18 protein-coding genes are annotated in these 19,433 nt (G+C 61.0%); 8 read left to right on the top strand and 10 right to left on the bottom strand.

Annotation, left to right across the window (positions count from 1 at the left end; translation table 11 throughout):
• The first annotated feature begins 189 nt into the window (after positions 1–189).
• Both KYK83_RS06480 and KYK83_RS06485 read left to right on the top strand, forming a co-directional pair.
• On the top strand, positions 190–1,788 hold the full coding sequence (locus KYK83_RS06480; protein WP_346729425.1) for a phosphoenolpyruvate carboxykinase: 1,599 nt from the start codon (positions 190–192) through the stop codon (positions 1,786–1,788).
• 140 nt (positions 1,789–1,928) lie between these two features.
• Positions 1,929–2,774 (top strand): glutaminyl-peptide cyclotransferase, encoded by an 846-nt coding sequence (locus KYK83_RS06485; RefSeq protein WP_248284296.1) that lies wholly within the window; start codon positions 1,929–1,931, stop codon positions 2,772–2,774.
• A 31-nt stretch (positions 2,775–2,805) separates the two neighbouring features.
• On the opposite strand, the gene KYK83_RS06490 is transcribed toward KYK83_RS06485, so the two are convergent.
• From KYK83_RS06490 to KYK83_RS06500, 3 genes are all read right to left on the bottom strand, one after another.
• Complete coding sequence (locus KYK83_RS06490) at positions 2,806–4,365, bottom strand: DUF1570 domain-containing protein (RefSeq protein WP_222827621.1); 1,560 nt, start codon at positions 4,363–4,365, stop codon at positions 2,806–2,808.
• Between the two features lie 72 nt (positions 4,366–4,437).
• The gene (locus KYK83_RS06495) at positions 4,438–6,291 is read right to left on the bottom strand and encodes a DUF885 domain-containing protein (protein ID WP_222827622.1); all 1,854 of its coding nucleotides are present in this window, start codon (positions 6,289–6,291) and stop codon (positions 4,438–4,440) included.
• A 37-nt stretch (positions 6,292–6,328) separates the two neighbouring features.
• Entirely contained in the window at positions 6,329–6,772 is a 444-nt protein-coding gene (locus tag KYK83_RS06500; RefSeq protein WP_248284297.1) for a DUF3597 domain-containing protein, read from the bottom strand.
• A gap of 2 nt (positions 6,773–6,774) precedes the next feature.
• Here KYK83_RS06500 and KYK83_RS06505 point away from each other — a divergent pair, with 2 nt between their 5' ends.
• On the top strand, positions 6,775–7,023 hold the full coding sequence (locus tag KYK83_RS06505; RefSeq protein WP_248284298.1) for a hypothetical protein: 249 nt from the start codon (positions 6,775–6,777) through the stop codon (positions 7,021–7,023).
• 2 nt (positions 7,024–7,025) lie between these two features.
• On the opposite strand, the gene KYK83_RS06510 is transcribed toward KYK83_RS06505, so the two are convergent.
• Both KYK83_RS06510 and KYK83_RS06515 read right to left on the bottom strand, forming a co-directional pair.
• Positions 7,026–7,685: an energy transducer TonB gene (locus KYK83_RS06510; RefSeq protein WP_222827623.1), complete on the bottom strand. Its 660-nt coding sequence runs from the start codon at positions 7,683–7,685 to the stop codon at positions 7,026–7,028.
• Positions 7,686–7,835: 150 nt separating this feature from the next.
• The gene (locus tag KYK83_RS06515) at positions 7,836–8,492 is read right to left on the bottom strand and encodes an alpha/beta hydrolase (RefSeq protein WP_103022639.1); all 657 of its coding nucleotides are present in this window, start codon (positions 8,490–8,492) and stop codon (positions 7,836–7,838) included.
• 179 nt (positions 8,493–8,671) lie between these two features.
• On the opposite strand from KYK83_RS06515, the gene KYK83_RS06520 reads away from it, so the two are divergent.
• From KYK83_RS06520 to KYK83_RS06535, 4 genes are all read left to right on the top strand, one after another.
• Positions 8,672–9,664, top strand: coding sequence for a cysteine desulfurase family protein (locus KYK83_RS06520; RefSeq protein ID WP_248284316.1), 993 nt, complete (start codon positions 8,672–8,674; stop codon positions 9,662–9,664).
• An 86-nt stretch (positions 9,665–9,750) separates the two neighbouring features.
• Complete coding sequence (locus tag KYK83_RS06525) at positions 9,751–10,827, top strand: cysteine desulfurase family protein (RefSeq protein WP_222827624.1); 1,077 nt, start codon at positions 9,751–9,753, stop codon at positions 10,825–10,827.
• Positions 10,824–11,150: a 2Fe-2S iron-sulfur cluster-binding protein gene (locus KYK83_RS06530; protein ID WP_222827625.1), complete on the top strand. Its 327-nt coding sequence runs from the start codon at positions 10,824–10,826 to the stop codon at positions 11,148–11,150. Before KYK83_RS06525 ends, KYK83_RS06530 begins: the two co-directional genes overlap by 4 nt.
• Positions 11,151–11,254: 104 nt before the next feature.
• A complete protein-coding gene (locus tag KYK83_RS06535) occupies positions 11,255–13,111 on the top strand; it encodes a DUF885 domain-containing protein (RefSeq protein ID WP_222827626.1) in 1,857 nt (618 codons plus the stop codon).
• Positions 13,112–13,215: 104 nt separating this feature from the next.
• On the opposite strand, the gene KYK83_RS06540 is transcribed toward KYK83_RS06535, so the two are convergent.
• Complete coding sequence (locus KYK83_RS06540) at positions 13,216–13,773, bottom strand: type 1 glutamine amidotransferase domain-containing protein (RefSeq protein ID WP_222827627.1); 558 nt, start codon at positions 13,771–13,773, stop codon at positions 13,216–13,218.
• A 97-nt stretch (positions 13,774–13,870) separates the two neighbouring features.
• On the opposite strand from KYK83_RS06540, the gene parC reads away from it, so the two are divergent.
• Positions 13,871–16,171: a DNA topoisomerase IV subunit A gene (gene parC, locus KYK83_RS06545; protein WP_222827628.1), complete on the top strand. Its 2,301-nt coding sequence runs from the start codon at positions 13,871–13,873 to the stop codon at positions 16,169–16,171.
• Between the two features lie 124 nt (positions 16,172–16,295).
• Here the strand turns inward: parC and KYK83_RS06550 are convergent, their stop codons facing one another.
• The 4 genes from KYK83_RS06550 to KYK83_RS06565 form a co-directional block, all read right to left on the bottom strand.
• Positions 16,296–16,856: a hypothetical protein gene (locus tag KYK83_RS06550; RefSeq protein ID WP_222827629.1), complete on the bottom strand. Its 561-nt coding sequence runs from the start codon at positions 16,854–16,856 to the stop codon at positions 16,296–16,298.
• 230 nt (positions 16,857–17,086) lie between these two features.
• Positions 17,087–18,265, bottom strand: coding sequence for a CCA tRNA nucleotidyltransferase (locus tag KYK83_RS06555; RefSeq protein ID WP_222827630.1), 1,179 nt, complete (start codon positions 18,263–18,265; stop codon positions 17,087–17,089).
• Positions 18,265–18,864 (bottom strand): CoA pyrophosphatase, encoded by a 600-nt coding sequence (locus KYK83_RS06560; protein WP_222827631.1) that lies wholly within the window; start codon positions 18,862–18,864, stop codon positions 18,265–18,267. The genes KYK83_RS06555 and KYK83_RS06560 overlap by 1 nt, the downstream gene beginning before the upstream one ends.
• A complete protein-coding gene (locus KYK83_RS06565) occupies positions 18,861–19,409 on the bottom strand; it encodes a DUF1285 domain-containing protein (RefSeq protein ID WP_222827632.1) in 549 nt (182 codons plus the stop codon). The genes KYK83_RS06560 and KYK83_RS06565 overlap by 4 nt, the downstream gene beginning before the upstream one ends.
• Positions 19,410–19,433: the final 24 nt, after the last annotated feature.

Below are 19,433 nucleotides of genomic sequence, written 5' to 3' on the forward strand. Positions count from 1 at the left end.
GCTCTCCATAAGGAGAGTGACTAGCGACATTGAAAGGGCAAAACAACGTGGCCCGCGCATACGCCACAACATATTGTTCGATGGCGATTTGACGCCGCGTTACGGCAGGACTATTGGCGTCTGAGAAAGCCACGCATTCGTATGCGCCGGCGATTCCAGAACGAACCCGCACACGCGCCGGAGAATTCAGTGACCTTTTCGCTTTCCCACTCGCTTGCCGCGCAGGGCATCGAGACTTCCGCAACCATCCACCCGAACCTCACGTCGGAAGAGCTGACCGCCGCTGCACTGGAAAATGACGAAGGCCGCAAAGCCAAGCATGGCCCGCTGGTGGTGGAAACGGGCAAGCACACAGGCCGCAGCGCGAAGGACAAGTTCATCGTTCGCGATGGCGAAACCGAAGATACCGTGTGGTGGGACAACAACGCTTCGATGTCGCCCGACCATTTCGCGGCACTCAAGGAAGATTTTCTCAAGGCGGTCGCTGACAAGGGCGACCTCTACGTTGCCGACCTGTTCGGTGGCTCGCAGCCGGAATATCGCGTCAACGTGCGCGTCGTCAACGAACTTGCCTGGCACAACCAGTTCATTCGCACGCTGCTGGTGCGCCCTACCGAGGCTGAACTGGACGGATTCGTGCCCGAGTACACGATCATCGACCTGCCGAGCTTCCGCGCTGATCCTGAACGCCATGGCACGCGCAGCGAAACCGTGATCGCGGTCAATCTCAGCGAAAAGCTGATCCTCATTGGCGGCACGCGCTATGCCGGTGAAATGAAGAAGAGCGTCTTCGGCATTCTGAATTACCTGCTGCCGGTGAAGGGCGTCATGCCGATGCATTGTTCGGCGAATATCGGACAGGACGGTAAGAGCGCCGTGTTCTTCGGTCTGTCGGGCACCGGAAAGACCACGCTTTCCGCCGATGCCAGCCGCACGCTGATCGGCGATGACGAGCATGGCTGGTCGGATACTGCAGTCTTCAATTTCGAAGGCGGCTGTTATGCAAAGATGATCCGCCTGAACCCGGAGGCAGAGCCCGAAATCTACGCCACCACCAAGATGGAAGGCACCGTGCTCGAAAACGTCGTGATGAACGATGCGGGCGAAATCGACCTTGACGACAACAGCCTCGCGGAAAACACCCGCGGGGCCTATCCGCTGTCGTCAATTCCCAATACTTCCGCCGAGAACATGGGACCGCCGCCCAGCAATGTGATCATGTTGACCGCCGATGCGTTCGGCGTTCTCCCTCCGATCGCGCGGTTGACCCCCGATCAGGCGATGTATCATTTCCTGTCGGGCTATACGGCCAAGGTCGCCGGCACCGAAATCGGCGTGACGGAACCCGAAGCGACTTTCAGCACCTGCTTCGGCGCGCCCTTCATGCCTCGCCATCCCAGCGTCTACGGCAATCTTTTGAAAGAGCGGATCGCGAAGGGCGAAGTCGCCTGCTGGCTGGTCAACACCGGCTGGACTGGCGGCAAATACGGCACCGGTAGCCGCATGCCGATCAAGGCCACGCGTGCACTGCTCAACGCCGCGCTCGACGGCAGCCTGAACAATGCGGAATTTCGCAAGGATCCCAATTTCGGTTTCGAAGTCCCGGTCAGCGTCGCGGGCGTGGATGATGGCATCCTCGACCCCCGTTCGACCTGGACCGACAAAGACGAATACGACCGTACCGCGCGCAAGCTGGTGCAGCTCTTCGTCGACAATTTCGAGCCCTTCGCGGCTCATGTCGACCAAGGCGTGCGCGATGCAGCGCCGAACACGGCTGTCGCAGCCTGATGAGATCGGTTCCGCTGTCCAGCGGAACCCGAGCGTTGGAGAGGAGACCCCCGGCCGCTGAAAAGCGGACCGGGGGCCGTTGATTCCGGGCGCCGATCAATTCATGCAAGGCTAAGCCCCGGAAACGGATGGGAGAGATCATGACGCACCGTGCCATCCTGTTCATTGCCGCCGCTTTCATGTGGCTAACCCCGGCCGCGGTTCCCGTGGCGGTAGCTCAGGAGGCTGCCCCGTCAGCAGAGAGAACGCCAGCCCTTGAGGTTTATAGCGGGCCGGCAGTCTATCGCGCAGAAATCGTCGCGACTTATCCGCATGATACCGCAGCGTTCACGCAAGGCCTCGTCTGGCACGACGGGCATCTGTTCGAAAGCACCGGACAGGAAGGGCAGTCCGAAGTTCGCAAGGTCGATCTCGAAACGGGCAAGGTCCTCACCAGAAGCGCCATCCCCGCGGACCAGTTCGGAGAGGGGCTGGCCCTGTCGGGGCGGGAATTCATCAGCCTGACGTGGCGAAACGGTGTGATCCACCGCTGGAATGCAAAAACCCTCAAGCCCGCAGGCTCGAAAGATGGAGTCCCCTTCGAAGGGTGGGGACTTACGACGTCGGATGAAGGCCTCATTCATTCCGATGGCACCGCCACCTTGCGCGTTCTGGACCCAGAAAGCTTCGAGGTTCTGCGCATGGTCCCGGTCACGTTGAATGGCCAGCCCCTGCCAAACCTCAACGAACTCGAGATGATTGACGGTCTGGTCTACGCCAATGTGTGGCAATCCCCCTTCATCGTCGCCATCGACCCGGCCGATGGCGTGATCAAGCGCCTCGTCGACTTGCGAGCTATCGTCGATAGAATCCCGATGACGGACCGCGACACGGTGCTCAACGGCGTCGCCTGGGACCCGAAGAAACGACGCCTTTTCGTGACCGGAAAACGATGGCCGAGCCTATTCGAAATCAACCTGATCGAAACCGAAGCGCAGGTCCGCTAGAGCACATCGAATATTCAAAGTTAGTGCGGCCCTAGAAATCGTCTTCAGCATTGTCATCGCTCGTGCTGGCGACGATTGCCTCGGCCAGATCGAGCACGGGCCGCGGTGACCATTCTGTTCCTTCGGGCACACCTTCCATCTGGTCGATGAAACGCTGGGCCTCGCTAGCCATGTTGCCGCCATGCGGATTGGTAGCGACAGGACCCAATGTATGACGGGCAAGTTCGATTTTTCCCTCGCGCGCCTGCATAAGCCCCGCCCTCATCGCAAGGCTGCGATCGAAGGGTGAAAGCTGTGCAGCCCGTTCCAGTGCATGGCGAGCCGTCTCGTCCGGCTCGACGCCTCGCTGCTCGAAGCTGAGGTAGTAGTATATCAGCGGGAGAGGATGATCATTCTCAAGCCGGTTCAGTGCTGAGAAAGGCTTCATGGCTGCGCTGTAGGCAGCGTCTTCGTCATCGGCCTCCGCTGCCTTGGCGAAAAGCGCAAAGCCTTTCTGGACAAGTGCATTCTTGGCGGTCGGGTCGATCGCCAGAGCTGCATCCGCAGCGGCGATTGCCCGGTCAAAATTGCCAGCATCGTGTTCCGCTTCGGCGAGTGCCGCGAGCACGGCCGCGTCACGCGGAAATTCGGCAGCGACCTTCTGAACTTGTGGCAGTAATTCAAGCGCCTGGTCGCGCGAAACGCCCCGCTGCGATCGAATGCGCAATGGCATGACATCTGCCTCACCCTGCGACAGTTTACTAACGCGGACAGGGTTGCTGGTCAGGACGTCCGCGCCTAGATTCCAAACTTTGATACGGCGCTGATCGAGGTAGCGATCAAGGTCCTTCTGAAGCTCGCCAAGGTCGCCGAAAGCTTGCTCGGCCGCTTCGACCTGGTCGACCCCGTTGGACATGCCCTCCAGATACTTGTGAAGCTGCCCGGTTCGACTCTCGGAAAAATACAGATAGTGGTAAAGCGCCCATGCCCGACCATAAAAGGCGTCGTAGCGCTTGCCTTTCTTCTCTTCGTAAAGCTTTGGGTCGACCAACTCTTCTACGCTCACATCCCGCGCATAGGCCAGTTCTGCTGCGCGGTGACGGGCTGGGCGTCCTATGGAAAGGCCTCCATCCCTTTCAAACTTGGCAGAGGCGAAGAATTCTGCTGCGCCTTCGTCCACCCACCGCGGCATCGCGATCGTCGTATTCGAGATGAAATAGTGGTGAGCATATTCATGCAGCAGGACGGTCATCGACCAATCGGTTTCGCGTCCGCGCATGCGAATGTCCGGCACGAACGCGACGGATGAACCTGCGCGCGGAATATAGAATCCTGCGATTGTCTTTGACTTGTCGTCCGCAAGCTTCCCGATTTCGTTCTGACTGCCGACGACGAATATGGTTAGTCGGTTCGATGGGCTAGGCTTGGTCGCTTCGCGCTTGCTCAGTAGATTGAGGGCGGCATTGTAGCTCTCGAGCGCTTCGCCGAATGCGTGCAAATCCTTGGCCTGATCATCGGCATAGATGACGAAATTGTCGGATTCGGCAACATGCCAGTCGGCATGGGCAGGTACGGAAAAAGCAATGACGAACAAGCCAAGAATGAAACGCATGAAACGACCCCCGTGTATTCAGCAGTTCATAGTATTACATGGGAAAGCAAGGAGATGGAAAAGGAAAAGCCGTTACCTGGATCCAGATGCGATGTACCGGCCGACATTCTTTTCCAGCACATCCATCGGCACGTTGCCGCCGAGGACGACCGCGTCATTGAATGCCTTGAAATCGTAAGCGGCGCCCATGGTTGTTTCCGCTCTGGCACGCTGATCGACGATGCGGCTGTGGCCGAGCTTGTAGCCGGTGGCCTGTCCGGGCCAGCTGCAGTATCGATCCACTTCGCTTTCGACTTCCGCCGGCTTGCTGCCATTGCGTTCGACAAAGAAGTTGACCGCCTGAGCGCGGCTCCAGCCCTTGGCGTGGAGGCCGGTGTCGACCACCATGCGACAGGCCCGGAACGCAAGACTCTGGAGATAGCCGAGGCGGCCAACGACAAATTCGTCATATGCCCCCAGTTCGTCTGCCAGTTGTTCGCCGTAAAGAGCCCAGCCTTCGCTGAAGGGATTGAAGGCCAGCACCGAGCGGATCAGCGGCAGGCGGTTGGAGTATTCGCCTTCCCACACATGGCCAGGGATGGCTTCGTGATAGGTCAGGTCGGCGAGATCGTATTTGCGATGGAGATCGGTAGTCCTCAGGTTTATCCAGAAACGGCCCGGGATCGTGCCATCCTTGCTGCCTGCCCCGCCATAGGCGCCGGGTGCCCCGACCTCTTCCGCCGGCGGGATGCGGCGTACTTCCATGTTGGGATCGACAAGCGTGTGGAAAGCGCGCGGCATCTGGCCGCGAATCCAGTCCAGCCGCTCTGCGATGAAGTCCATGATCTGTTTGCGGCCAGGATCACCTTCGGCAAATTTGTACCGCGGATCTTGCGACAATGCCTGCATCCGATCGCCAACCGAGCCGGAGGTATAGCCGATCTCGCGAAGGATCGGATCCATGCGGGCATGCAATTCTTCGAGTTCTTCGAGGCCCTGCTGGTGGACCTCTTCGGGTGTAAGCCGGGTCGTGGTGCTGGATCGTAACGCCCAATTGTAGAATGCATCGCCCTGCGGCCGGGCGGAAATGCCGGGCTCCGCCGTCGCCACGGCCCGTTCCGCGCGCAGTTCCCGAAGCTGGCGATCGAGTGCTTCTGCGATCGGCCCGGTTTCGAGAATCTTTGCCCGGTTCGCGTGACTTTCAGGCATGCCCATGGCGGTGAGTTTGGCGCGCAGATCGTCGGCAAACAGTTCGCCCTTGCCTGCACTGGCGATGGTCTGTTCCATCTGACCGATTGCCTTGTCGAGCAGGAAATCGGGCGGAACCACGCCCATGCCTCGGGCAGCCTTGATCCGTTCCAGCTCGCCATCGAAGACGGCGGGCATCTGTTCCATACGTTCGATATAGGCGTCGGCATCATTGCCATTTTCGACCTTGTGATCCGATTGCATGAAGCGCGGCAGGGCGAGGTACTGGCCGACATTCTGGATCACGACGTAGGGCGCCGTGCGCCAGTTGCCGACCGGCGTATCGCCATAGGGCAGGGCAAATCCATCGAGCGCCACTTCGTAAGCGCTTTCGACGACTTCCAGATTGGTCAGATTTTCGCTGTCGAGCCCGTCCCGCGGAACGGACCGGACCAGTTCGAGGTCTCTGCGAAGGGTTGCGGCATAGGCTTCCTGCCCAGCAATCGACTGATCTTCGAGCTTGCTGCGCAAGTCGTAATGCCGGCCCGTATCGACACCCAGCGATGTCGCCCGCTCCGGCTCGTGTTCGAGAAGATTATACCCGACGATCTCGAGCAGCCGTTCCACGCCCATGGACTGGGCCTGGGTAACCGCTCCGGTGCGTCCGGTGGTGGCACATCCGGTCAAAGCCAGGGCAGAGGTTGCGCCGAGGCCTGAAAGAGCCTGTCGGCGGGTGATGTCGAAGCGTGTCTGGTTCATGCACGCGGGTGTGCGGCCCGCGTGCAAGTCTGTCAAATCAGTCGAGGAATTCGGCTGGAACCCTGCCGCCGCTTGCGGCCAATTCCTTCATGACGCGCCGGTGCAGCCACATATTGTCTTCCGCACTGCCCGAATAATCCTCGCGCCCCAACTCTACCGCGAGCGCTTTGCGGCTATCGTAATCGCTGTCGACGCCGATCAGCTTCATCAGGTCGACGATCGATGTGCGCCAGTTCAGCCGGTCGGCGCCGGGCATGTTGTCGAGATTGTTCTCGATATCGATGACGGGTCTGGCCTGCTGTTCCACGACCGGAGCATCGGCCCAGGCGTTACCGGTGGGTTGCGGCGTTGCCTTGGTGGCCGGTGTGGTCGCAGGTGTTTCCTGCGGCTTCTTGCCGAAAATCGAATCCTTGATCTTTCCGAATATGCTCAGGGGTCTCCTTGCATCTTCGAACGGGCAAGGGGTGGGCGCGTTCCGCATTGATGTCTTGCGATGAAAGCCGGGGAAGCTATGGCAAGACCATGCTCGACGCCGTGCTCTCCATCACCGTTCTCGCTGCAATCCTGCTGGTCGCGGGCGCCTATTTCATGTGGCGCCGAACCGGGAACGTAAAAAACGCGCTGCTGATGGTCGTGCTGGCCGCCATCGCGCTGATGAACGTGGCGATATGGACCGTTCCCGACGCAGGGGGCAATGCCCCGCTCGACAAGCTCGAGCAGGGCACCCGATAAGCCTAGTTAGGCAATTCCCATTTCACCGCGCTGGAGAAGGTTCCGGCAACCGGCTCGCCGTTCGATCCGCGTGCAGGTTCGAACCGCGCTCTTTTCGTAACCAGTGCACAGGTCGCAGCGTCGAGCTCCGAATGGCCTGTCGACCCGGTTACAGTGCAACTGGTGACCTTGCCGGTAGCCGCAATTTCCAGCCTGAAACGGGCCGTGCCGGTCAATTCGCGCCGGGCCCAGCTTGGGCGGTAATCGTTATCGGTCAGCCAGCGCGCCGGATCGTTGCGCGGCTTTGCGCTTACAGGGTCGAAACTTGGCTGCGGCGTCGGGGTCGGTAATTCAAAGGTTGTTCCGGACGGGACGGTTGGCAGGTTCGGAACAGGGATCGGGGTGGTATCGAACGGCGTATCGATGGGATTGATGTCGATCTGGGTCGGCGGCGCCTGAACAATGGTCGGTGTGGATTCGCTGGTGCTTGGTTCGACTGGATCGGCCGGTGGGGGCGGCGGCGGGATCGGTATGTTGGTCGCCCCGATCTTGTTCACGATTTCCGGCATTGCGCCGCTGACGGTCAGGCCGGCGACTAGCGCGGCACCGATAGCTGCATGAACCCCGACCACCGCTGCCATACTGGCGGGGGAGGGTCGGCGGGACTGGTCAACGAAGGACATGAGTGTTGCTCCTCTTCCAAATCGAAGTCGCTTTTGCGAGTCTTCGGTTGGCGATGTTACAACGTAACAAAAAAGAGGCAAGCGGTATCGTGCGGCATGTGGTTGCGGACCGGATGTGCAATTCGGGAGCGGGCTGTCGGCCCGATCAGATCACTTGATCGGGCAGCTCGGATCGAGGCGGAAGTCGAGGTAATTGTCGACCGACTTCATCAGTTCTTCCTGCTCGTTTTCGAAGAAGTGATTGGCGCGCGGGATTTCTTCGTGATGCACGGTGATATGCTTCTGCGTACGTAGCTTTTCGACCAGCTTGGTAACCGCCTGCGGCTGCACCACAGTATCCTGTGCACCGTGGATGAAAATACCGCTGGCAGGGCACGGAGCGAGGAAGGAGAAGTCGTACATGCTCGCCGGTGCGCCGATGCTGATCCAGCCACGAATTTCGGGGCGACGCATCAGGAGCTGCATGCCGATCAAGGCACCGAAGCTGACACCTGCGACCCAGGTCACCTGCGCTTCCGGATGGATCTGCTGCACCCAGTCGAGCGCGCTTGCAGCGTCCGACAATTCGCCGACGCCATTGTCGAAGCTGCCCTGGCTGCGACCGACGCCGCGGAAATTGAAGCGAAGCGTCGCGAAACCGCGGTTGACGAAGGTCTTGTAAAGACGCTGCGTCATCTGCTCGTTCATGGTGCCGCCGCCCTGCGGATGCGGGTGCAGGATCATGGCCACGGGCGCCCGGGGACGCGGGGCGGGAGAGAAACGGCCTTCGAGGCGGCCTTCGGGGCCGGGAAAGATCACGGTCGGCATGGGAGGGGTACCCTAAGCAAAAGTCGAAGCGCTTGCACCGGACAGGGCTTTGCGCGAAGTGGCGCGCTATATAGGGTTTGTCGTCCAAATCGCAATCATTTCGAGCACGTATCATCCCGAAACGCATCTATCTCGACCATGCCGCCACGACACCGCTGCGCCCCGAAGCGCGTGCGGCGATGGATGAGGGCTTCGCGCTGTGGGCCAATCCATCCAGTCCCCATGCCGAGGGACGCAAGGCGCGCAGCCTCCTCGAGGACGCTCGTGAGCGGGTGAAGGCTCGGCTGGAGTGGAGTGGCGAAGTAATCTTCACCAGCGGCGCGAGCGAGGCTGCGATCATGGCGCTTCGCCATGCAAAGGCAGGTGCGCGCCTGGTATCGACAGTGGAGCATGATTGCCTGCTGCAAGCCGCGCCGGAGGCAGAAAGGCTGCCGGTTCGTAGCGATGGTGCGCTCGATCTCGACGTGCTGATCGAAGCGGTGGAGCGCGGACGCCCACTGGTCGCTGTGCAGCACGTCAATTCGGAGACGGGCAACCGCCAGGACCTGTCCGCCGTTGCCGATATCGTCCGAAACGCCGGCGGACTGCTGTTGGCCGACTGCGCGCAAAGCGCCGGCAAGATGATGCTGCCGCCCTGCGATATGGCGATCGTGTCGGCGCACAAATTCGGCGGCCCGATCGGAGTCGGCGCGCTGCTGGTAACCGATTACGCCCTTCTCGAACCATTGGGTGGGCAGGAGCGTGGCTATCGGCGCGGGACTGAAAACCTGCCTGGCGTGCTCGGCATGGCAGCAGCCCTCGAAGCCTGTGGTGATCCGTACCTCACCCCGGACGTTCTCGAACCGCTCGATGCGCTGGCACATGATTGTCGCGGGATCGGCGGCACATGGCTGTCCGATAGTCTCGCGGAACCAACGCCGTTTATCCGGGCCATCGCGATGCCCAGAATGAGCGCGACAGCACAGGTCATGCGCTTCGACATGGCGCGTATCGCAGTATCGCAGGGATCGGCCTGTTCCAGCGGGACGATGAAGACCAGCCGCGTGCTCGAGGCCATGCAGGTCCAGCCCGAGATTGCGGCAAACACCATCCGGGTCTCGATCGGCTGGAATACCTCCCGCGAGGAAGTTGAACGCTTCTGCGAAGTCTGGCTCGATCTGGCAGGCGCCTAGTTCTCCTTTTGCGGCCAAAGGTGGGTGTGGGGTGGAACTTCGCCATGCACCCTTCGCTTCGCTGGTAATGACTGTATGAGAGTGAAGTGATCTATCTCGACTATCAGGCGACTACCCCGCTCGCGCCCGAGGCGCGGGACGCGATGCTGCGGTGGCTCGACGGGCCCGGCGGTACCGGCTTCGGTAATCCGCACAGCGCGCACCGCATGGGACGCCAGGCGAAAGCGGCGGTGGAACTGGCTCGAGATCAGGTGGCTGCGCTGTTTCCGGCCGGCGGGAAGATCGTGTTCACGAGTGGCGCGACCGAAGCGCTCAATCTAGCGATCCGCGGGTCGGGGCGGGGTGGCACCGTGTCGTATTCGGCGATCGAGCATTCTGCTGTGGGCGATACTGCACAGGCAGCGGGGTCGAGCCACGTCTTGAACGTGGCAAAGGATGGCCAGTGCAACACGCGGCAGGACGTGCCAGACAATACGCGGCTGATCTGCGTAATGCAGGTCAATAACGAGATCGGGACCATCCAGCCGACCATCGAATGGTATCGCAAGGCCAAGGAAAACAATGCGTTGTTCCTGTGCGATGCAGTTCAGGCCTATGGGCGGAGGGAGCTGACCGGCGCAGACATGATCGCCATTTCGGCCCACAAGTTCCACGGACCCAAAGGCGTTGGCGCACTGTGGGTACGCGACGGGCTGGACCTCGAAGAGGTGCAGACCGGCGGCGGGCAGGAGTTCGGTCTGCGATCGGGAACGCTATCGCCGGCATTGATCGCCGGCATGGGGGCGGCGGCACAACGTGCGAATGAGACGTTTGATCAGGACGCCGAACACGTCCGAACACTGTGGAACAGTGCCCGCGAACTGTTTGATGACTGGACGCTCAACGGCAGCGCCGATGCGCGCTGGCACGGCAACCTCAACATCCGCCGAGAAGGACTGGATGTGGGGAGGTTGATGAGCGATGTGCGCGATGTGATGTTTTCCGCTGGCAGCGCCTGTGCCAGCGGATCGGGTCGCCCAAGTCATGTGCTGAAGGCCATCGGCCTATCGGACAAGCAGGCGAAATCCTCGATCCGGCTAGGCTTTGGGCGCTATACCACGCTCGACGAGATCGAGGAGGCCGCTGCCAAGATCAATGCTGCTGCGGAGGCGCAAGGGTTGTGAAAATCGAATTCGTCACGTCGAACGGGGACACCGTCAGCGCACAAGCCCAAGCGGGCGACAACCTCCTGCGTGTGGCGCAGGCGGCGGGCCTGCCGCTGGAAGGGACCTGCGAAGGGCAGATGGCCTGTTCCACATGTCATGTCATCGTTGCGGGCGAATGGTTCGACCGCCTCGAAGAAGCGAGCGAAGAGGAAGAGGACATGCTGGACCTTGCAGCAGGTGTTGCGCGCACCAGCCGCCTGTCGTGCCAGATCGACCTGACCGAAGAGATGGACGGCCTGACTGTTACCATTCCGGCTGAAAGTTGTGACATGCGGCGTTGACCGCCGGTCCCTTTTCGATTGCCCTTGGTCGATTGGCCTTTGCCCCGGTCCCGCTGCCATGTAGCGATGTCGCCACCAAGCACCGGGACTTTTGAGGGATTGTCATGCGTTTCCAGAATACTCTGCTGCTCGCCGCAGCACCTGTCGCACTGTTCGCGGTCACTGCGCCTGCCTTTGCGCAAACCGCCCCAGCCGAGACCAGCGAAGCGTCCAGCGAAAATCACAATGCCGAATTGCGCGCCTGGTTCGATACGAAATACGAAGAGCAGGTGATGGACAGCCCCCTGTGGCTTACCTCGCTGGGTCGCAAGGAACGCTACGGCGAAATCGATGATTTTTCGCTCGCCGCGCAGGACAAGGATCTGGCGTGGAAGAAGGCTACCGTCGAGGAGATGGAGCGTACCTTCGATTACGATAGCCTGAGCAGTGCCGACAAGCTGTCCTACGACCTCTGGAAATACGAGTACGAACAGGCGGCAGAATCGGCCAAATGGCGCGACGATGGCTATGTTTTCACCCAGATGCACGGGGCGCATACCTATCTCCCGACGCTACTGATTTCGCAGCACCGCGTGGATACGGCGCAGGACATGCGCGATTATATTTCGCGTGTGTCGGAAATCGGGCGTGCTCTGGGCCAGCTGGTCGATATCGCGGAACCCCGTGCAGCCGCTGGCGTACGTCCGCCCTATTTCGCGTATGACTTCGTGATCGACGAATCGAAGAAGCTGATTTCCGGTGCGCCATTCGATGATACTGCCGACAACGCATTGTGGGAGGACGGCAAGAAGAAGATCGCCGCTCTGGTCGAAGCTGGCACGATCACCGCTGCCGATGGCGAAACGATGCAGGGCGAGCTCGAAGCTGCGCTGAAGGGCGGGTACAAGGCAGGCTACGACAGACTGATTACGTTCATGACCGCCGACCGCCCCAATGCCCCCGAAATCGGTGTCGGCGTTGGGGTGCTGCCCAATGGGGACGGGTATTACGCCCATCGTCTGTCGAACAGCACGACCACCGATCTGACCGCGGAGCAGGTGCACCAGATCGGTCTTGACGATGTGAAGCGCATTCATGCCGAAATGGAAGCGATCAAGGACCAGGTGGGCTTCGATGGCGATCTCCAGTCGTTCTTCGCCTACATCAAGGAAGACAAGGACAATTACTTCCCGCAGGGCGACGAAGGCGCACAGATGTACATCGACGCTGCGACGGCGGCGCTGGACAACATCGAATCCAAGCTGCCCCAGTATTTCGGTCTGCTGCCCAAGGCCGGGCTGGAAGTGCGGAGGGTGGAGCCGTTCCGCGAGCAGGACGGCGGGGCGCAGCATTACAATTCGGGCACGCCCGACGGATCGCGGCCGGGGATCTATTACGCCCACCTGTCCGACATGAGCGCGATGCCGAAGAACATGCTGGAGGTGATCGCCTATCACGAAGGCCTGCCAGGCCATCACATGCAAATCTCTATCGCCCAGGAACTGACCGGCGTACCGAAATTCCAGACCCAGCAATTCTACGGTGCCTACACGGAAGGGTGGGGCCTGTATTCGGAGCGTTTTGCCAAGGAAATTCCGGGCACGTATCAGGACCCGTATTCGGACTTCGGGAGGCTGAGTTCGGAATTGTGGCGCGCGATCAGGCTGGTCGTGGACACAGGGCTGCATTCCAAGGGCTGGACCGAAGATCAGGCCATTGCCTATTTCACCGAGAATTCGCCCCAGAATGCGGAAACGATCCGCAACGAGGTGCGGCGCTATCTGGTCATGCCGGGGCAGGCGACAAGCTATAAGATCGGGATGAACAAGATCCTCGATCTGCGTGCTAAGGCGGAAACCGAACTCGGCGACAAATTCGACATTCGCGGGTTCCACGATGTGGTGCTGGGCGACGGCGCTCTGCCGCTTTCGTTGCTGGAACGCCGCGTCGATGCTTGGATCGCCGAGCAACAAACGAGCTGACGAACATACGCTGTCTGGGACTTTCGGCAGAAGAACGTAGTCCCAAACGAAAAGCCCCGCCGCAGTGATGCGGCGGGGCTCTCGTTGTTACAGGGTATTTAGGTTCAGGCGGCTTCGAGCTCTGCCTTGTCGACCGTTTCGCCGAGCATTTCGATCAGTGCCTTACTGAAGGCCGGAATATCGTCCGGGTTGCGGCTGGTGATCAGGTTGCCGTCCTGGGCAACTTCCTGATCGACCACGTTGGCGCCGGCATTCTTCAGATCGGTGCGGATCGATTTGTAGCAGGTTGCCGTCTTGCCTTCGACGATGCCGGCTTCGATCAGCATCCAGGGGGCATGGCAGATAGCTGCAATCGGCTTACCCGCATCGTTGAATTCACGCACGATCGCGACTGCGCGGTCGTTCACGCGGAGAAGGTCGGGATTGATCTGGCCCCCGGGGATCAGCAATGCATCGAAATCGGAACAGTCTGATACATCATCGATAGCCTTGTCGACCTTGACGCTGTTGCCCCAGTCATCCTGGTCCCAACCCTTGATTTCACCGCTTTCGAGGCTGACGACGACGGTTTCGATACCGGCCTTTTCGAGGTTCGCTTTCGGCTTTTCCAGTTCGGACTGTTCGAAGCCATCGGTGGCGAGGATCATTACGCGCTTGCTCATGGGAAACTCCTTGATTTGCTGTTACTCATGCAATGCGTGGGGAAAGCGGGTTGTTCCGTTCTTCTAGGCGGGGCGTGGCGGTGGTAGGGCGAGTGTCATGGCCGCCAATGAAACCACGCTCGACAGTGACAAAGACCCGTTCGACGCGATCGTCGACGCCCCGTTCGACAGCGCTCTGTCCGAAAGGTATCTGGTCTATGCACTGAGCACGATCACCGCACGATCGCTGCCGGACCTTCGCGACGGGTTGAAGCCCGTGCATCGCCGCCTGCTGTGGGCGATGCGCCAGCTGAAGCTCGACCCTTCCAGCGCGTTCAAGAAATCCGCACGCGTAGTGGGGGATGTGATCGGCAAGTATCACCCACACGGCGATGCCAGCGTCTACGATGCGATGGTCCGGCTCGCGCAGGATTTCGCGCTGCGATATCCACTGGTCGAAGGGCAGGGCAACTTCGGCAATATCGATGGCGATAACGCCGCCGCCTATCGGTACACCGAAGCGCGGCTGACGAAGACCGCGCTGCGGCTGATGGAGGGGCTCGACGAAGGCACGGTCGAGTTCATTCCTACCTACAATGGGGAAGAGCAGGAGCCGGAGATATTCCCCGGCCTGTTCCCCAATCTGCTTGCCAACGGCGCGAGCGGCATCGCGGTGGGCATGGCGACCAACATACCCAGCCACAATGTCGCAGAGATCGTCGACGCGACGCTTGAAGTAATCGACAACCCGCATGTCGAACATGCGCGGCTGATGGAACTGTTCAAGGGCCCGGATTTCGCCACCGGAGGCATCGTGGCCGAAAGCGCGGAGCTTGTTGCTGCGGCGTATGAAACCGGCCGCGGGTCATTCCGTGTGCGCGGGCGTTTTCACGCGGCAGAAGCAGCCAGCGCGGAGGATCGCGAAGCGGGGATCGAGCGGATGGGTGGCGGGCAATGGCAGCTCGTGATCAGCGAGATCCCCTATCAGGTGGCCAAGGGCAAGCTGATCGAACAGATCGCGCAGGCAATCGCCGACCGGAAGCTGCCGATCCTGGAAGACGTGCGCGACGAGAGCGATGAAAAGATCCGCATCGTGCTGGTCCCGCGCAGCCGCAATGTCGACCCCGAGCTGCTCAAGGAAAGCCTGTACAAGCTGACCGATATGGAAACGCGGTTCGGGCTCAACCTCAACGTGCTCGACGCCAGCCGAACGCCGATGGTGATGGGGCTGAAGGAACTGCTGAATAACTGGATCGCCAGCCAGATCGACATTCTGCAGCGCCGCAGCCAGCACCGGCTGGACCAGATCGCGCGGCGGCTGGAGTTGGTCGAAGGGTATATCATCGCCTTCCTCAACCTCGACCGGGTGATCGAAATCATCCGTTACGAGGATGAGCCCAAGGTGGTGATGATGGAGGAGTTCAGCCTGACCGACCGGCAGGCCGAAGCGATCCTGAACATGCGGCTGCGCAGTTTGCGCAAGCTTGAGGAAATGCAGCTTCGCCAGGAAAAGGACGATCTGCTCAAGGAACAGGATGAACTGGAAAAGCTGCTCGGCTCGCCAGCACGCCAGCGCACGCGCCTGAAGCGCGATCTCAATGCGCTGCGCAAGGAATATGGCGAAGACACTGCATTGGGGGCCCGCCGCACCAGCATTCGGGAAGCGGCGCCCGCGGTCGAATTCAGCATGGACGCGATGATCGAGAAGGAGCCGGTAACGGTGATCCTGTCGCAGAAGGGCTGGATCCGCGGTGCAAAGGGACATCTGCCGCTGGATCAGGATTTCAAATACAAGGAAGGCGATGGCCCGGCCTTCGTGATCCATGCGCAGACTACCGACAAGCTGCTGCTGGCGACCGACAAGGGGCGGTTCTTCACGATCGGCGCGGACAAGCTGCCCGGCGCGCGCGGCTTTGGCGAACCGGTGCGCAATACCCTGGATATCGATGCGAGTGCGCATATCGTGGCGCTGATCGTCCACAAGCCGAAACAGCGCCTGCTGCTGGTGGCGGACACGGGCAAGGGCTTCGGTACGACCACCGACGAATTGCTCGCCGAAACACGCAAGGGGCGGCAGGTCGTCAATCTCAAGGGCGATGCGAAGATGGTGGTGGCGCGGACGATAGAAGAAGGTCACGACCACGTCGCCTGCGTGGGGGATAATCGCAAGCTGGTGGTCTTCAATCTCGAGGAACTGCCCGAACTTGCCCGCGGCCAAGGTGTAACCTTGCAGCGTTATCGCGACGGTGGCCTGTCCGATGCCACCACCTTCACTCTGGCAGAAGGGTTGAGCTGGACCATGGGCGGCAAGGAAGGTCGCACACGCACGGAAGGCGAGATGTGGCAATGGAAGGTGGCCCGCGGCGGGGCAGGGCGGATGCCGCCGCAGGGCTTCCCGCGCGATAACAAGTTCACCTGACGCAGCGGTTCCGATGACTGCCGCGGTACAGGTGAATTGACCGCATGAGAAAAGGCCGGAAGCGCTTGCGCACTCCCGGCCTTTCGCGACCCTGAAACAGGCTCAGGGATTATTCGCTAGACGATTACTCACCGGCACTTTCGGCTGCGGGTGCCGAGGCGCCCATGGCCGCATCGATCTGCGCGTTGGTGAGCAGCGCCATCAGGGCGCCGGTCGGGCTGGCGGCGAAATGTTCGCGCAGCAGGGTGACCTTCTTGGTCTCGTCGCCGCCACGGGCGATGATCACATTGTCACCGTTGATTTCGAGAACGGTGCCGAGCGGCGCGTTCTTGGCAGTGACGGCATTGGCACCGACGACCAGGGCAGCATCACGCTTGGCGACGGCTTCCTGATGGGCCGCCTGAAGCATGCTGACGATCTGCGCCTTGGTGGCGTTGAGCGAGGTTCCGTTGTCGTTCGTGCCGAACGCATTGGCCGGAACCGGAGCGCGCATGTCGTCGACCACGAGGATCACGGTGTCGCCCTGAACGGCTTCGATGGTGCCGATTTCGGCGCCGTCATTGCCATACACGGTTGCGCCAGCTGCGACGGAAGCGGTGGCTTCCTGCGCGACGGCAACGCCGGGGGCGACGGCTGCGGTGGTGGTGAGGGCGACGGCGGCAAGCGCCAGCTTCGCGATTTTCATATAAAACTCCAAGGCTTGTTATTCGAAATACGCGGCTCCCCCACACGCGAAACGCGCGATCGAGCCGATCAAGAATGGAAAGAGCGGGCGAGAGTGTGGTTCCCGACACCCGCAAGTCCCCCCACGGGAGAACGGGTACTGTATGTCACGGACTGCGTTTTTTTGCAACCGCGAGGCCTTTATGCTGCAGTGCACCTTAAGCGACGCTGAAGCGCATAAAGGGTGGATGTTCAGCGAGCGGCGAGTTCCTCGTCGAGCAATTCTTCTACCCTGGTGCGCGGCGGGAATTGTTCATCCACCCATCGCTTTTCGATCCGCTGCAGTATGCGCGCGACTTCGGGCCCCTTGCCCACGCCGCGTGCCACGATCTCGCCGCCTTTCAGCGGAAAGCGGGGCGCTTCCCAGCCGATGATCGACGACGGGTCTTTTCCTGCGATCAGCAGGCGATCAAGCGCGCAATCCTTGCCAACGTCATAAGCCAGGCCGCGAGGACGATCACCGTCGCGGGCATCGCGGCGGGCCACGCACATCAGGCGATCGCGCTGGCTGCGGGACAGACGCAGGCGGGCCGATACAGCCTCTGCAACCGGCGGCACGGCGGGCAAAAGCGCAGCCATCCGCCGCATGGCATCGGGTTCTATGTCGGAGGCCCTTTCCGCCTCGATCAGGCGGCCAAGCTGATCCACCTCGCGCCTGCCGCATTCGGGCAGCACTTCCTGCAACACCCCGAGGGCGCGCATCTTCGCAATTGTCGCGGACGGATCGGGAAGGGCGAGAAGGTTCTGCATTTCCCAGCCCACGCGTTCGCGGCTCAGGCCCTTGAGGGTCGGGGCGAGGGCGCTGCACGCGGCCGTGGCCTCTTCGTCCCAGCCATCACCGAAGCGCGTGGCGAAGCGGAAATAGCGCAATATGCGCAGGTGATCTTCCTGTATGCGCGTTTCGGCATCGCCGATGAAGCGCACACGCCTGGCGGAAAGATCGGCAAGGCCGCCGAAATAATCCGAGATTTCGAGGGTTTCCGGGTGGGCATACAGCGCATTGATGGTGAAATCGCGCCGCGCCGCATCGTCTTTCCATTCGTGGGAGAAGGCGATCGTGGCGCGCCTGCCGTCGGTCGCGACATCGCGCCGCAGCGTGGTGATCTCCACATTTCCGTCGTCGAAGATCGCGGTCACGGTGCCGTGGTCGATACCGGTGGGAATAGTGCGGATACCGGCATCCTTGCAGCGATCGATGACGGTGGCGGGCAGATGCCGCGTCGCCGCGTCGATATCATGCGCGCGATAGTCCAGCATCGTGTCGCGTACGCAGCCGCCGACCCAGCGAATATCGTCAGCGCCCAGCGTTTCGACGAGCTTGGCCAGGCTCGCGCGCTGCGTCCATTCGGCCTTTGGCAGATGTGCCGTCATCAATGCGCCTCCAGCCACGCTATCCGGCGGGACAGGTTCCAGCAGATGGCTGCCGTCACACCCCAGATCCGGTAACCATCATGATTCATTTCCAGATATTCGCGCGTAGCCCCTTTCCAGAAAACCGAATCGCGGTTCCATTGCGAAGCGTCCATGAGCTTTTCGAGGGGACATTCGAACCAGCTTTCGACTTCACGCGGGTCCGGGCGGATGGAAAGATCGCGCGGCACTGTGGCAAGAACTGGGGTGATATCGAACCCGGTACCGGTTTGATAGCGGTCGGTCGTGCCGATCAGCCGGACATTCTCAGGCTCGATCGCCAGTTCTTCCCATGCTTCGCGTAACGCCGCATCCACCGCGCTTTCGCCGGCTTCGACCTTGCCCCCGGGGAACGCGACCTGTCCGGGATGATCGCGCATGGTCCGCGGCCTCTGCGTCAGGATGACCGTGGGATCGGGTCGCTCGGTCACCGCGATCAGGACGGCTGCGTCGGCGGTGCGATCAAGGTCGGCGAAGCGGCTGTCCGACATGAGTTCGCCGACATCGCGCGCATGGCCCTGTTCGAACAACTGGGTAAGACGGTCGAAGATCTCGCTCATGCAGGCAGAAGCGAAAAAGTCTCGCCGCCGCTCTTCACGGTCCAGTCGTCACCGCGCTCGAGCGCGATGCGGGCGAGTTGTTCATAGGTCGAACGGTTTAGCCGCGCCTCGCAACCGCGACGGACATGAATGAAGAGCGATGGACTGTCGGCATCGCCAGCCGCGCGTATCGGATGATCCGGCCCGGCGACGACCAGTTCGTCGGTGTTCAGCCGAAAGGCGAGGTCGCCTTCGGTTTCGCTGACATCGGTGGCGATGAAGCAGGCATCTTCCACCTCTATCGACAGTTTCTGATAAGGCACGACGAGCCAGTAGCTGCCGTCTTCTTCGCGGTTCAGCAGGCCCGCGAAGGCGCGCACCATGCCGGGGCGCTTGATCGCCGAACCCTCGTGATACCAGGTTCCGTCGGCACCAATGCGCATGTGACTGTCATCGATATTGTCGGGCGACCATTGTTCGACCGGCGGAAGCTTTCGCTCCGCAACGGCCTCGGCAATCTGTGCCAGCGACATGCCGGCGAGTTCTGGGGGCGGGGTATAGGGCATCGTGGAACAGCCGATGCCAGATAG

This window comes from Qipengyuania pacifica (genome assembly GCF_019857205.1).
In the GTDB taxonomy this organism is placed as follows: domain Bacteria; phylum Pseudomonadota; class Alphaproteobacteria; order Sphingomonadales; family Sphingomonadaceae; genus Qipengyuania; species Qipengyuania pacifica.